Annotated in this window: 14 protein-coding genes and 1 tRNA gene; 5 read left to right on the top strand and 10 right to left on the bottom strand. The window is 35.6% G+C overall.

Annotated features, from left to right (window positions below; translation table 11 throughout):
* The first annotated feature begins 36 nt into the window (after positions 1–36).
* The 4 genes from UFO1_RS08270 to UFO1_RS08255 all read left to right on the top strand — a co-directional run bounded on the left by UFO1_RS08270 (position 37) and on the right by UFO1_RS08255 (position 4,541).
* Complete coding sequence (locus UFO1_RS08270; protein ID WP_038669990.1) at positions 37–1,116, top strand: ABC transporter substrate-binding protein; 1,080 nt, start codon at positions 37–39, stop codon at positions 1,114–1,116.
* Between the two features lie 23 nt (positions 1,117–1,139).
* A complete protein-coding gene (locus UFO1_RS08265) occupies positions 1,140–1,913 on the top strand; it encodes an ABC transporter permease (RefSeq protein WP_038669989.1) in 774 nt (257 codons plus the stop codon).
* A 16-nt stretch (positions 1,914–1,929) separates the two neighbouring features.
* Positions 1,930–2,727 (top strand): ABC transporter ATP-binding protein, encoded by a 798-nt coding sequence (locus tag UFO1_RS08260; protein WP_038669988.1) that lies wholly within the window; start codon positions 1,930–1,932, stop codon positions 2,725–2,727.
* A gap of 146 nt (positions 2,728–2,873) precedes the next feature.
* Positions 2,874–4,541, top strand: coding sequence for an MDR family MFS transporter (locus UFO1_RS08255; protein ID WP_071841993.1), 1,668 nt, complete (start codon positions 2,874–2,876; stop codon positions 4,539–4,541).
* A 50-nt stretch (positions 4,542–4,591) separates the two neighbouring features.
* On the opposite strand, the gene UFO1_RS08250 is transcribed toward UFO1_RS08255, so the two are convergent.
* The 3 genes from UFO1_RS08250 to UFO1_RS08240 form a co-directional block, all read right to left on the bottom strand.
* Positions 4,592–7,681, bottom strand: coding sequence for an efflux RND transporter permease subunit (locus UFO1_RS08250; protein WP_038669987.1), 3,090 nt, complete (start codon positions 7,679–7,681; stop codon positions 4,592–4,594).
* Between the two features lie 17 nt (positions 7,682–7,698).
* Entirely contained in the window at positions 7,699–8,796 is a 1,098-nt protein-coding gene (locus UFO1_RS08245; protein ID WP_236639359.1) for an efflux RND transporter periplasmic adaptor subunit, read from the bottom strand.
* Between the two features lie 92 nt (positions 8,797–8,888).
* Complete coding sequence (locus UFO1_RS08240) at positions 8,889–9,470, bottom strand: TetR/AcrR family transcriptional regulator (protein WP_038669986.1); 582 nt, start codon at positions 9,468–9,470, stop codon at positions 8,889–8,891.
* A 321-nt stretch (positions 9,471–9,791) separates the two neighbouring features.
* Between UFO1_RS08240 and UFO1_RS08235 the strand changes: the two genes are divergently transcribed.
* Positions 9,792–10,334: a hypothetical protein gene (locus UFO1_RS08235; RefSeq protein WP_038669985.1), complete on the top strand. Its 543-nt coding sequence runs from the start codon at positions 9,792–9,794 to the stop codon at positions 10,332–10,334.
* Between the two features lie 21 nt (positions 10,335–10,355).
* Here UFO1_RS08235 and UFO1_RS25150 read toward each other — a convergent pair whose 3' ends face one another.
* The 7 genes from UFO1_RS25150 to UFO1_RS08205 all read right to left on the bottom strand — a co-directional run bounded on the left by UFO1_RS25150 (position 10,356) and on the right by UFO1_RS08205 (position 14,938).
* Positions 10,356–10,517, bottom strand: coding sequence for a hypothetical protein (locus tag UFO1_RS25150; protein WP_158442782.1), 162 nt, complete (start codon positions 10,515–10,517; stop codon positions 10,356–10,358).
* An 88-nt stretch (positions 10,518–10,605) separates the two neighbouring features.
* Positions 10,606–10,681 (bottom strand) — tRNA-Trp (locus tag UFO1_RS08230).
* Positions 10,682–10,997: 316 nt separating this feature from the next.
* Complete coding sequence (locus UFO1_RS08225) at positions 10,998–11,750, bottom strand: hypothetical protein (RefSeq protein ID WP_038669984.1); 753 nt, start codon at positions 11,748–11,750, stop codon at positions 10,998–11,000.
* Between the two features lie 89 nt (positions 11,751–11,839).
* The gene (locus UFO1_RS08220) at positions 11,840–12,199 is read right to left on the bottom strand and encodes a hypothetical protein (RefSeq protein ID WP_038669983.1); all 360 of its coding nucleotides are present in this window, start codon (positions 12,197–12,199) and stop codon (positions 11,840–11,842) included.
* Positions 12,154–12,498, bottom strand: a complete 345-nt coding sequence (locus UFO1_RS08215; protein WP_038669982.1) for a hypothetical protein — start codon at positions 12,496–12,498, stop codon at positions 12,154–12,156. The genes UFO1_RS08220 and UFO1_RS08215 overlap by 46 nt, the downstream gene beginning before the upstream one ends.
* A gap of 35 nt (positions 12,499–12,533) precedes the next feature.
* Entirely contained in the window at positions 12,534–13,553 is a 1,020-nt protein-coding gene (locus UFO1_RS08210) for a hypothetical protein (RefSeq protein ID WP_038669981.1), read from the bottom strand.
* A 122-nt stretch (positions 13,554–13,675) separates the two neighbouring features.
* Positions 13,676–14,938, bottom strand: coding sequence for a hypothetical protein (locus UFO1_RS08205; protein WP_038669980.1), 1,263 nt, complete (start codon positions 14,936–14,938; stop codon positions 13,676–13,678).
* Positions 14,939–15,262 lie beyond the last annotated feature (324 nt).

The raw sequence follows: 15,262 nt of genomic DNA, 5'->3' as shown, positions 1-15,262 counted from the left end.
TGTGATAAATTAATGATTAATTCGGGAGGGAAGTATGTGAAACGTTTTATAAATTTTAAAATAATAACCCTATTGCTCTTAACGCTGCTTATCACTGCTTGCAGTCAAGGTACTGTTACTAAAAATACATCTACCACTGGACCTACATGGGCTCAAGGCTTATCTCCTCTACCTGAGGAAACGGTAGTCAAGGTCGGTATGAAGCAGGTTGTCTCTGATGCGGGCATATTAATTGGTATGGCAAAAAATTATTATAAAGATGTTGGCATCAAGATCGAACCTGTTCAATTCAACACCGGGCAGGAAATGATTAATCAATTAGCAGCCGGACAACTCGACGTGGGAGCTACCGTTACCTCCTCTGGCTTACTAAATGCGATGTCTCGTGATATACCAGTAAAAATTGTTGCGGATAAGGGAATTAATGTCGCCGGGCAAGGTTACTATCGTTTAGTAATTCGCAAAGACTTAGTGAATACGATTAAGGATTATAAAGATCTTCGCAATAAGAAAATTGCTATTGTTGCCACCGCCTCTCTCGACGAGATTGCTTTAGCAAGGGTTTTACAAAAAGGAGGATTAACTACCAAAGACGTTGATGTACAAATTATTCGTTCTTTTCCTGACATGTTAGTATCCCTTGGAAACAAGAGTATCGATGCTGCTATGGTCATTGAACCCTTTGTTACACTAAGCATGAACAAAGATCTAACTGACCCCTGGAAAGATCCAGCTGACTATGATCCAGATGCCCAGACTGCGCTGCTAGTTTTCGGCACCAGCTTGACGCAGCATCCAGATGTAGCCAATCGTTTTATGACAGCCTACATACAATCTGTACGAGACTATAATAACGCCTTTTTCAAAAATAAAAATAAAGCCGAAATTATAGATATTCTATGCAAGTACTCTGTCATAAAGGATGCACCATTATATGAAAAAATGTATCCTACTGGCTTAAATCCAGATGGCTACGTTCGTAAAAAAGGCATTATCATGGATCTAGATTGGTACAAAGAAAATAATTTATTAAAATCCAATATTAAATACGAAGATGCTGTAGATAACCAGTATGTAGACTTTGCAATTAAAACCCTAGGAAAATACAATAACTAAAAAATTGTTTGGGAGATGAGAGCATGATAAAACAGCATAACTCTACTCTATTTATTCGAATACTCTCTGTATTATCTCCTATAACGCTTCTCTTATTGTGGGAGATAATGGCTCATATTCACATCATAGATACTCGCCTGCTATCAAGTCCTAGTTTAATATTACAAGCTTTCATTCCCCTCTTGTTTTCGGGTGACTTATTGTATAATACGGCAGTCAGCGTACAAAGGGTATTGTGGGGCTTCTTAGCTGGTTCCATCCCAGGTATATTACTGGGAATAGGCATGGGGTTATCTCCAGTCATCCGCTCGGCACTTGAGCCGATGATCGCTGCCACCTATCCCATTCCAAAACTCGCTTTGATGCCGCTAATCTTACTTATATTTGGTTTAGGAGAAACGTCCAAGATTTTTACAATTGCCATTGGCGTATTCTACTTGGTTGTTATCAACACCATGGCTGGTGTGCTTAGTATTGATAAAATTTATTTAGACGTTGCCCAGAATTTTGGCGCTAACCGAAAAAACTTTTATCTGACTGTCGCCTTGCCCGGTGCCTTGCCAATGATTTTTGCGGGATTAAAGCTAGGTATGGGTATGGCCCTGATTCTCATTGTCGCAGCAGAACTTTCCGCAGCAAAAGCCGGGGTGGGCTGGATGATATGGCGGGCCTATGATATGTTTGACATTGAACAAATGTTTGTAGCACTTATTACCCTATCGATTTTAGGCTATATTTTTTCTTTACTTCTGGATAAGATAGAAATTTGGTTCCTGCCTTGGAAAAAGCAAATATAAAAAGGAGATGCAGAGCATGGTTTATGAAGAAGAACGCATCTCAGTTCGAAATCTAAGTAAATTTTTTCACACTAATTCTGGTTTGGTGACCGCCTTAGATGATATTTCCCTCTCTATTGGCAACGGAGAATTCTTCTGTATTGTTGGGCCAAGCGGATGTGGAAAAACAACATTACTCCGAATCTTAGCCGGCCTCGATGATCACTCAAGCGGCAATATTTTCATCAAAGCAAACCAGGAAAACCGACCGATTAATTCTATGGTATTTCAGGAACAATCCATTTTTCCCTGGATGACAGTGATTGACAATGTGTCTTATGGGCTGCGCATGCGGAACATCCCCAAAAAAGAAAGATATGAAATAGCGGAACACTATATTGAAATGATTGGCCTTAACAAGTTTACTCACGCCTATCCTTCTCAATTATCAGGCGGCATGAAGCAACGAGTCAGCGTAGCTCGCGCCTTTGCCAATGATCCCGAAATTTTATTGATGGATGAACCCTTCGGAGCCCTAGACGAACAAAATCGAATCCTTCTACAGCAAGAGTTATTACGAATTTGGGAAGAAACCAGAAAAACGACTGTATTTATCACACATAGTATAGATGAAGCCTTGTGCTTAGGTGATAGAGTTATGGTCATGACCGCCAACCCAGGCAAGGTCAAAACTATAATAAATATTGACCTCCCCCGCCCACGAAATATATCAGATATCCGTACCTCCCTTCAATATAATCAATTATTTCAGTCCATTTGGCTCATTCTTCGCGATGAAGTTATTAATAGCAAAAATGGTCTTTCTGTGCAATAAAAATAAGTAACCTACGAGTTAGTAGGTTACTTATTTTTATTGCACTCAGTCTTATTGGCGTATTTAAGGTTTTAGAAAGTTGCATTTTTTTCTTTGAATAGGGAAATCTTAAAAATAGACTTTATTCTTGGTGAAGGGAGAGCAATATGAGAAATGGATCTCCACGTAGAACGCTGTTAGTAGGATTATTTCTAGCCTTATTTTTTTCTTCACTGGATCAAACTGTAGTAGGAACAGCGATGCCAAGGATTATCGGCGAACTTGGTGGACTCAGCATAATGACATGGGTAACAACAGCATATATGCTTACGTCGACAACAATTGTCCCTATCGCAGGCAAACTTGCAGATATATATGGCCGTCGAATTATTTATGTAACAGGTTTACTGCTATTTATGATTGGATCTGCCCTATGTGGTACTAGTTCAACAATGCTGCAGCTAATTTTATTCCGGGCACTTCAGGGAATCGGTGGAGGTATCATGATGCCACTGGCAATGACGATTGTCGGTGATATCTTCCCTCCTGAAGAACGTGGTAAATGGCAAGGCCTTATGGGCGCTTTGTTTGGATTGTCGTCTGTAGTTGGGCCAACGATAGGAGGATGGATCGTAGATTACTCGTCTTGGCAATGGGTATTCTATATTAACCTACCGATAGGAATTCTTGCAACAATTACGATCTATCTTGGTTTACGTGGAGAAAAACGCCTGACGGACAAAGTAGCCATCGATTATGCAGGAATCATTACTTTAATAATAGGCACTGTCAGCCTACTTTTAGGATTAAATCTCGGAGGCACAACATATCCATGGCTATCATGGCAAATTCTTGGGTTACTAGGACTGTCGTTACTATCTTGGTTATTGTTTGTTGCTATGGAAAAAAAGGCTGTGGATCCTGTACTAAGTTTAGCTTTGTTTAAAAACAGGACCTTTGCAATTACTAATATAGTAGGTTTTCTCATGGGACTAGGAATGTTTGGTTCTTTAACATTTCTGCCGCTTTTTCTTCAAGGAGTCCTTGGGGTGAGCGCTACAAGCTCCGGAAATACAATGTTACCTATGATGATCTCTCTTATGCTAACAAGTATAGTTGTTGGGCGTTTTGCAACTAAGGTGAGTTTCCGGTCTTTCTACGTAGTTGGTATGGCTTGTATGTCGTTAGGATTTTATCTGTTAAGTACAATGAATGTATTCACTACACAACGAACAGCAATTTATTATATAGTGATCCTTGGTGTTGGAATGGGTACTATTATGCCTATAGTTACAATTGCTGTACAAAGTGCGTTTGGAGCTGAGCAGCGCGGAGTGGCAACTTCTGCTACTCAGTTCTTCCGTAGCATTGGCGGTACTCTTGGCATGACTATATTAGGTTCAATCTTTAATGGCTACTCAAAAAATATCATGGAAAAAGAATTTTTCCCAAGCTTACAAAATGTTTCATTAGGGCCACTCACACCTATGTTTGAAAAGGCCCATACTGAACCTCTGAGTTTATTTAATGTACTGCTAAGTCCAGATACTGTTGCTATGATTCCACCTAACCTGCTGGGAATTTTGCTTCCACCAATTAAAACAGCGCTAGCTGATTCCCTTCATATAGTTTTCTGGGTTGCCATGTTTATATCAGTTATCGGTATTTTTATCAGCTTGCTGATGGGAAATGCAAGGCTTGGAAAAAAAAGTGATAGAACTCTTATTGAAGAAGCTGGAGTTACGTTATTTACTGAAGGAATTACCCCAGAAGTAGAAATATCAGCCGAATTGGTACCTGATTTAATAGAAAGTGAAAAAAAGCCTAAAAAATAAACAAACAGTACCCCGCCAATACGATTCGTATCGACGGGGTACTTTCTTATTTATTGTAAAACACTTTTATTTTTTTTGTGAAATAATGATTTAAAACTGAATTTCTTACTTTGAAGATCATCAAATAAACTATACACAACTGGTACAACGATCAATGTTAGGATGGTCGAAGTGATTAGACCACCAATAATGGCATGAGCCATAGGCGCACGTGATTCCGCACCTGGTCCAATACCTAGTGCTAGTGGAATCATACCTACAATCATAGCTGCCGTCGTCATGATAATGGGACGCATCCGTTGTACTGCAGCTTCCACTAAAGCTTGATTACGTTCTACACCGGCAGCACGCCTTTGTTTAGCAAAGTCAATGAGCAGGATAGCATTCTTGGTTACAAGCCCCATTAGCATTATGATACCGATCAACGACATGATACTAAGGGCACTACCCATTAGCAAGAGGCCAATAATCGCACCAATAATCGCCAAAGGCAAGGCCAGCATAATCGCGAATGGATCAATGTAGCTTTCGAACTGAGCAGCCAAAACAAAGAAGATAAATAGTACGGCCATCGCTAGAGCCATTACCATGCCTTTAAAAGCATCATTCATCGACTGAGTTTGACCTGTTGTTACAATTTTATATCCTTCTGGCATCTTGACTTCAGTAATTTTTTTATTAAATTCTTTGTTAAATTCGCCAAGAGTGATACCATTTAAATTGGCTGAAATGGTAATCTGTTGCTGGTTATCGTAACGCTTTATTTGTGCTGCACTTGTTGCATAAACAGTATCCGTTACTTGAGAGAGAGAAACCATTACTGCTTGCCCGTTTTTGTTTCGCGCAGAGCTGGCTAGATAAACATTATCTACATCGGTTAAGCTACGACGTGCTTCTGGATCTAAGATGACTCTTACATCATAAGCATCGTCCCCCTCTTTGTACTCGGTTACGATTTTTCCGTTAAACATTGTCTGTAAGGTATCCGCTATACTTGCAGCAGAAATGCCGATATCAGCGGCGCGATCACGATTTACCACAATTTGCGCATCAGGATTACCAGCTTCATAGCTAGAGGTGACCTCTACGGCTCCTGGCACGCTTGCCACAATTTGTTGTACCTGATCAGAAATAGTAGATAACGTCTCCAATTTCTGTCCTTGAATAACTATAGATACAGGCTTACCGCCTGACAATCCAGATTTTTTCGAAACACTTATATTCGCACCAGGAATCGTATTGAGTTTTTGTCTCAAATCTTCAATAATTTTGTTATCACTTATGGCGCGCTGATTTTTCGGTACTAACTGAGTCAGTATACTAATGTTGCTAGGGTTTGCGACACTATAGGTCATCTTGACTTCAGGAATAGCCCGAATGATTTGCACCATGTTGTCAGACATATCGCTTACCGCTTGCACACTCATACCTGGATCAACAGTAGCGGTTACATTAATTTCCGAATTATCCGCATCAGGCACAAAGGTAGAACCGAGAAACGGCAGGAGACATAAACTGCCAAAGAACAAGGCTACTGCAACACTAATTACCTTTTTCCTTTGTTTTAATGCCTTACCTAAGAAATTACCATATTTAGCAGTTGCCTCGTCAAACTTGCGGTTCCATACAAGCCAAGCTTTTCCTAATCGACTATCACCTTTAATCTCAGAATGAGCAAGGTATTTAGCTGATAACATGGGAGTTAAGGTGAAAGCGACAAATAAGGAAACCAGCACACTGGCCGCCACCGTAATACCGAATTGTTTAAAAAATTGACCAACAATACCACTCATCATACCTACTGGTAAGAAAACAGCTACCAAGGTAAAAGTAGTTGCCATAACGGCAAGACCAATTTCAGATGTACCATCAATAGCTGCAGTGAACTTATCTTTGCCCATTTCCAGATGACGTACTATATTTTCAATTACTACGATCGCATCATCAATCAACAGACCAACAGCGAGGGACAACGCCAAGAGGGACATAGTATTCAGGGTGAAATTGAGCAATTTCATTACAAGGAAGGATGTAATTACTGAAACAGGAATCGCAATAGCACTTATAATCGTACTACGCCAGTTCCCCAGAAACAGAAATACAATAGCAACAGCCAAGATCCCACCCAGAACAAGGTTAAATTGAACGTCTTCCACTGACTCACTAATTGTCTTCGAATTATCACGAACGACGACTAATGTAACGCCCGGTGGCAACTCTTTTTTAATACTTTCTAACTGTTTTTTTACGTTATCTACAACCTGGATTGTATTACTACCAGATTGTTTCATAATATCTAACCCAAGAGCAGGTTTATCATCGACTTTGGTGATTGTACTAACTTCTTGGGTTGTATCCTTAATTGTCGCAATATTTTTCACAAAAAATTGAACACCGTCTCGCTGACCAATCGGGATACTGAGAAACTGATTCGTGGAGGTAATATTACCTACTGCACGTAAATCCGTTTCTCGCTGCCCGTTTGTCACCTTACCTCCCGGAGAATCAACATTCTCATTTCGTAAGCTGTTTAAGACTTCGGGCACAGTAAAGCCGTAGGCAGCCATTTGGTTACCATCCAAGCGGATTTGAATTTCACGATCCAGCCCCCCTTGAACAGTAACAGATGCTACACCATTTACTGCTTTTAGACGCTTAGTTAAAAGATCATCTGCAAGCACTGTCAACTCTCTTTGGCTAATATCTCCCATTAAGGCAATAGACATAATCGGTGTATCTGTCGGGTCAAATCGTGAAACAATTGGCGCCTTTGCATCTTGAGGTAAAGTCGCTTGAACAACACCTAATTTATCCCGGACATTCTGCGCTGCCGCATCCGCATTGGTTTCCATTGTAAACTGAATAACAGTGATGGATGAACCTTCACTTACAGTTGATGTTACATGGTCAACACCAGCTACTACACTAACCGCTTCTTCTATCTTTTGCGTTACCTTCGTTTCTACTTGTTCAGGTGCTGCACCAGGATATAGAACGGTAACAGCAACAACTGGCATTTCAACGCTAGGATACTGATCCACACTCAAAGATACATAACTAAATAAACCTAGCACTACCAATGCAAAAATCACTACAGTTGCAAATACTGGACGTTTAATACTAATTTCAGTAATATTCATAGTCTATTTCCCCTATTCTACTGCGTTACTTTTACAGCATCTCCATCATTTAGTCGGTTTACGCTGTTTATAATAACTTGTTCACCCGGCTGTAAGCCAGATTTTATGATGATCGTGTTCTCAGAAATCTCACCTATTTCAACTTGATGACGAAGAGCTTTACCGCCTTCTAAAACAAATACATAATTGATACCTTGCTTTTGAAGAACAGCAGCTTGGGGAACAGTAATAACTTTATAATTATTACCTGTAGTTAATTGTACTTTAGCAAACATACCAGGCTTTAACTCACCGCTAGCATTATCAATTTTAATCTTAACACGGAACATACGACTGGCTGATCCTGCTTCGGGATTCATAATATCAACTACGCCTGAAAAAACTTTACCAGGATAAGCGTCGATGGTCACGTTTGCTTTTTGACCAATTTTCACACGTCCTAATTCTTTTTGCTCTACATTAACTACAGCATAAACCTGATTAATATCTTGTACCGTCATCAATGCCAGCCCAGGAGAAACCACCTGTCCGACAGTAGCTGTTTTATTCGCAACTAGACCGTCGACTGGTGAGCTAATAACGCCATAACTATATTGTTGTTCGGAGCTGCTTTGGTTAGCTGTAGCACTTGATAAGTCGGCCTGAGCTGTTTTAAGCTTTGCCTTAGCATTATCTAATTGTTGCTCAGAAGTCGCACCTTTTTCATATAAGGTTTGATAACGGTTAAAATCATTTAATGCCAATTCATAGTTCGCCTGTGCCTTGTTTACAGCATCACCTGCTTGACGTGCAGCGTTTGCAAGTTCAACAGTGCCCAGTCTTACCAATGGGTCACCCACTTTAACTTGTTGCCCCTCTTGAACAAAAACTTCTTCAATTAATCCAGAAATTTTGGCACTAACGGTTGCCGATACTTGACCTTCTAGGGAGCCAGTAAACGTCAAGCTAGGCACCAGATCTACCTGCTGCGCTTCTGTAACTTTTACGCTCAAAGAATTATCAACAACTTTCGTTTTGTCTTTGCTAGCAAAGACACCACTACGAAATACTAATGTAATCCCAACGATAAGTACAAGTGGAATAATCCAGAATTTAGTTTTTTTCAATCGATTCATTAATCTATCCTCCAGTTTCTTCTAAAATAACCATAACATACCTACCAGTCGGTATGTTATGTTCAAAAAATAATTAGAGCTTTCTATCAGCCCTAACTATTCATCAATGTCCACATCGAATCCATCATGCGCTTACGCATCTCTTGAGATTGAAAATTACATCCTAATGATTTTTGACCATTTACCAACGCCATAACATTGGCTGCTAATGCATAACTATCAAGATTACTCTTAATTTCCCCCATATCCATCGCGACCTGAATTCTTTTTGCAAAAGCCTCGCAAGTTGACACATTAATTTTTTGCACTCTTTCTTGAATCTCAGAAAATCGCTGCATCATTTCAATGTAAAAGTGCACGTGATCTACGTTGCATTCTCCTGTTGTTCCTATAAATTGCTTAGAATCTTCGTCGAATACGTTATCAACCAATAAGGCGTATAAAATTTCTCGCAGGGTACTCTTATTACTTAATAATTCAGCATATCTCTTTTCAAAATAATCAAGAGAAAAGTGGAGCGCAGCAAGCAATAACTCATCTTTACTAGAGAAATAATGATATATCCCTCCTTTAGTAATGCCAATCTCATTCGCAACATCGATGAGTGAAACCGACTTATAGCCGCGCGTTAGCGATAAGCGCAACGCTACAATGATAATACTCTCTTTGGTCACTATATCATCCACCTTGTCATAAAAATAACGACAAACCTACCAGTCGGTATGTCGTTATTATCCCCCAAACGTAGTCTATTGTCAATGAAAATTTGAGACAGTAAAAACCTTCTAATTGTACTGGTTTTATTTCTTAAACATCTCATTATATTGCCTATAAAATAGGCTTAGACGAGTTAATCATATAAAACAAAAAGAATCCCTCTGACATGAGAGATTCTTTTCGTTTTGAGACGCAATACCTTGTTAACCACCTTTTAGATTTGTATAAAAAAAATCTATCGAAACATACTAATTTTATTCCGATAAGGAGAACAGCTTATGAGTAATGAACTGATACAGTGGTCAATGTTTTTTGCACCTTGGCTAACCATGTTTTTTATGAGAAAAGAAGATATTAAACGTTATATGCCAGTTGGCTTGCTTGCTATAGTCGCAACAGTAATAATTCATGATATTGGAACTGCGTTAGGGTTTTGGGTTGTACGAGAATCTTCGTTTCCTTTATACCACATGCTTCCTTATTTTTTTGGAAATTTACCAGTGTTGTCAATGTGGATTTTTAAATTTACTTATAGTCGAATTTGGTTATATATTATTACCAATGTGGTTTTTGACATTGTTTTCTCTTTCTTGTTTTTGGGCAAATTTTTACCAAGTAGAGGAATTTACGAGTTAGTCGGTATTTCTAGCTTTCAAGTATTATTAATTAATTTTATGCACATGTTGCTGCTTTACGGCTATCAAATGTGGCAAGACGATATATTTACTCAAACTAAAAGAACCAAGTCACAGTTGAACTTACAACCAGCGGCAGCTAAGCAATTACCTAAAAACGAAGATAAACAGAATAAAGAAGACTAAACAAATAGAGAATAATATACCTCAGGTAATAAACAACAAGGGCAGGCATAATAAGCCTGTTCTTTTTCGTTGTCTAAAAGAAACTCGCTTGTTATTCATTAGGTTAACCAGTGGACTTGCCATTACGTGACTTGCTTGTATATCCTCATTTGCTAAATTTACATAGACCTTTGTCAAATCCAAATTCTCATGCTCCCATAATTCTCTGTAATGATACACTTGGAAAATAAAAAAAGAACCCCTCAGACATGAGAGATTCTGTGTGTTTGAGTGGCAGGGGCAGAAGGACTTGAACCCTCAACCAACGGTTTTGGAGACCGCTACTCTACCAATTGAGCTATACCCCTATGGAGCATTCGAGCCACGTCATTACTGGCTTTTCACCCTATATGTGTTGTTCTTATTATTATATCATATACACTAGGTATATGTCCAAACGAAAAAATAGTACATCAACAAACATGTCCTACATTGAAGTTTTAGTTGTACTTTATGTAAAGTTAATTCTATTGATTGAGGCTTCAAATCCTTCTGCCCCTGACACAAATAAGTATTAAAATCATATATCTGAAAGGTATTTTAAAAGTGTTTTAATTTTCAACATACTTAGCCCAATACCCATAAAATATTGGGCTAATAAATATTCTTAAAAGAGTTTTTAATTTAAAGAATGAAATCATTAAGCTGAATTAATTCTTTAATTCGATAGAATAACGGTGTCAAAGTTCCATTTCCATTATGTCCTCCTACGTAATCAAATTGCTTATATAAACCAGAACGACTTATTCTTATTAAAATATCATCCAATTCTTGTCTTCTTACACCAAGAGATTCTTGAATTTCATTTCTAACCCTAGGGAAGAATGCACTTTGCCACTCCGCTTTATTCTTGGTCAGAACTTCGTCAACTGGGTCAGATGGTTCGGGATATAAAATATAATTCTTATCTATAATAGCAAGTATCTGTAATTCACGAAAAGATAAGTCAGCAATGATACTAAGATATTCTTCATATTCATCAACACCTATATTATTTTCTTCTACTGTAGATGATTTAAGTAACTTAGCAAGATATATAATTTTTTCCTTCCTGTTTGTCATAGCTACAACTTGACACGTAATTAAAGCTTTATGAAGGAAATCGGATTTCTTTATTACATCTGCTGTTAGCATATTAGGATTTCTGTTCAATTCTTCAAAAAGCATTATTTCACGTTCCTTTAGTAATGAACCACGAAAATTAAATAGTAAACTTGCAAATGTAACAGCAGGAGATATGCCTGTAGGGTCAACAACAGCAGAAGTCACAAGTGTAGATAAATCTTTTAAAAAATTATCACCTGCTATTCCTTGTAATGTATTGTCTTTTAATGATATATCATTTAAATCTTTATCTATTCTCTTTGGGAAACTCATTTATTTCACCATCCAAATTATTAAGATTTCTACCATATTATATCATGACATGTAATTTATGGTATATTAACAAAGAAGAACACAATGGCTCAAAGAGCATTGTGTTCTTCTTTTTCTTCTACGTATTTTAATTTCCCATCATAAATAAATTTGGGTCTATTATCACCATCAGATTTGGTTTCACGAATTGCCTTTCCTGTTATGTTTGCAAAGGATTTTTCTTGTAAATATAACAGCAAGTCATCAATTAATGATATTTGGTCTATGATTAAAATTGAAGTCCCTAAAGATTGTTCAATAATTTTAGTAAATAAGTTGTGATTAAATCCATCTGCAGTAAACCCAATTTTAATAAAAGTTTTTATTTTAGAATCACGTTCATTTAATATATTATATGCTTGCTCTAATTCAGAATTAAAATTTGATACTCTTTCATAACTAACGACCATCTATCATCACGTTTTTGCAGAATGCGAATATAACTTTCTATATCACTAGGAAAATCAATTTCTTTCTTTTTATATGTTTCATGTAATAATGAATAGAATTTTGATAATAGAATTAAAAAAGCTTGGTATTCCCTTAATTTTAAAGTTATATCTATCCTAGCTGTATTATGTAGTTGATTTAAAAAATTTTTATTTTGTGCACGTAAACTTAGTTGATGATTAGTTATCCAACCAACAACACCAATAATTACTACAATGATTGATTGATAAGTTTGTACCCATTGAGCAAAGGTTTCCATAAATCACCTTCTTTTCGTTGTATTTATTAAAATAATCAAACTGATTTTACATTTGGTTCTGTAATTAGTTTATTAAGTTGTTCTTCTATCTTAGTAATTTTTTTCAATATTGTTTTATTAATATCAGCTTCATCGTCAGATAAGCTTAGAGAAGCTGTTCCTGTTATAATTTTATTAGTTATTCTACAACACCCCCATTCAATTATAACTCCATTAGATGCTTTTTCAAAAGTGAACTTCTTTTCAGGTGGTGCATATTTATTATAAAGTGATACTATTTGTTTAAATAAATTAACGTGTTTTTTTAATGCCTCAATCAGTTCTTCATTTTCTTTTATATCAAATCCATTTGGTGCAATACTCCCATTAACTGCTAAAGGTCTTAACATTTTAAAAAAAGATTGACTATGCCACTTCGTCAATGATGGTAAATTATATGAGTATAGTATAAAAGGAGAAAATCTGATTTCTTGTAAAACTTCAGAGATGTCAGCTTCAAGGAATTGACCGTAAGCCATTAACACTTCATTCAGCAGATATTCAGCAAGTCGCTTATTATAATCAAGAACAATTTTATAATTACGTGGAATTGAACTATATTCTTCTACTTCATCTTGCCTTTCATCATCTTTATTTAAATATGGCGATTTATTGAAATCAAGATATTCTATTTCTTTAAAATATTCATCAGAAAAGAAATCATCTAATGAATTAAATTCTTTTTCTTGCAATGCTGATGACCTATACATAGCATATAGAACATGACGAAAGTGGTCATCTAAAACCTTATATAGACTATTTAAAGCAATTTGACTTTTAAAAATTTTATCTTTTTCACTGTTTTTTAATAGAACCATGTCATAAAAAAATATTACTGCAATTGTTGTAAGTAAACCTGCTCCAATATTCAATAAAACATTCTGCCACCATTGTTGTGTAGCAATAGTAAAGTAATTATTTGGATTATTACAGTATTGCATATACCAACCAATTGCAAGAAATATACAAGCAGTAACTAATGCATATTTTAAAAATCTTTTTAATTTTTTATCCATGCTTGTCTCCTTTAAGTTCTTAGATAGGTATATTTTAACATATTTTGTGATATGTAATCGGAAATATTGAAATTATAACAAAGATAAAATTGTTGTTAGAGTAAAAAGAAAAAGACCTGCTGTCATAGCAGGTCGTGAGGTTCGTTTGTTTGTTGTAATAATAAATTTTCAACTGATTCTTCAAACCATTTTGCATGGTTTTTAAATAAATCAAAATTAGCATCCCATGAACGAATTATTTCATCAATTTTATTAGCTTCATAACTAAGTAATCCAACTTGCACCCACATCAATTTCAGTTCTTTTGTTCTCTTTTCGTACTCTTTTCTATGTTTTGTTAATTTCATATTTGATTCGATAATATAAAAATATATTTCATTTGGCTTCATTTTTTTATCTACAATTTCATATTTCAGCATGTTAAGACACGTTGGGATATTTGTTATATCATCATCAACACAAGTTTTATATTCTTCTTGATATTTATATTGTTCTTGAATCCATTCGTGTAGAGTCTGACATCCAAAATGTTTTATAACATTTCCCCTTATTTCATCTATTGATAAATTTGATGCGATTATATTTTTTTCTATGCTTTCACTGTATTTATTAGTTAGTGAAAATATTGATTGTCTAATACTCATAACAACTAAAATGCAAATCGCTAATATTAAACAAGACAATTTTATAACTTTTGAATTAATTAGATAAAAATTATTATAATCGTCAAAATAAAACAAATAACTTTTACAATCAAAATTTATTATCAAAATACCTAAAAAGATTATAGGTACAATTACTTGCATATAACTAATTACCCAAAAGTTATACGCATCTATTCGTAAATTTGTTATTTCATATTTTACTTTTTTAATTTTCTTTTTTACTTGATATATAAAATATTGAATTGGGTTTGATAATATTACAAAAATATATCCATATATAAAACATTGGTTAACTGTATATTGATGATTAAGGAAATAAAAAAATATATCTTTCGATTTTATATTTAAGAAAATAGCTGTAAAAATTATTACACTCCACATTATAGAGTGTATAGAAAAATGATAATTTCTAATTCCATTTGCTAAATAAACTTTACTATTTTCATTGCATAAATCCAACCACAAACGATAAGCAACTAAAACAAAGTTAACAAGTGCTGTAAATACTACTAATAAACTCTCTTGTTCAATTTGATAAATCGGAAAAAATTCAAACATCTTATAACCAATTGCCCCTACTGCACTTAATAATGCTAAAATCGTAAAGCCTGTATTTTTAGTTTTTCCAATTTCTCTATCATTTAATTTCACTACATAATCTAATAAATCTTTTCTAATTAAAGGTTTATCTGCTTCACTTGATTCTTTTTCATCTGACATATTTTCTCCCACCTTTGCCCGATAGTTTATATTTTCCATTTTTTACATTTTATTTCAATTCTCTACATAGTAAAAAATAACCCTGCCTTAATTGACAGGGCTATAGTTAGCGTATCCGACATTAATATTATCATCAACTATAATCTTCTTGTTTTTTTCTGCAATAACATTTGTTACTATTTCCTCCATATTCAAGATGTTTAATAGCTAAACTTGCAGCGTTATAGCTTTCCATATTTCATCCTCCTTCCCCAATAATCATAAATATCATATTCTACATTAATTACCAAAATCCTACAAATATGAAAGTGAAATCTAACCATT

The sequence above is a fragment of the Pelosinus sp. UFO1 genome (assembly GCF_000725345.1).
Classification (GTDB): Bacteria; Bacillota; Negativicutes; order DSM-13327; family DSM-13327; genus Pelosinus.
This window is presented reverse-complemented; position numbering and strand designations above follow the sequence as displayed.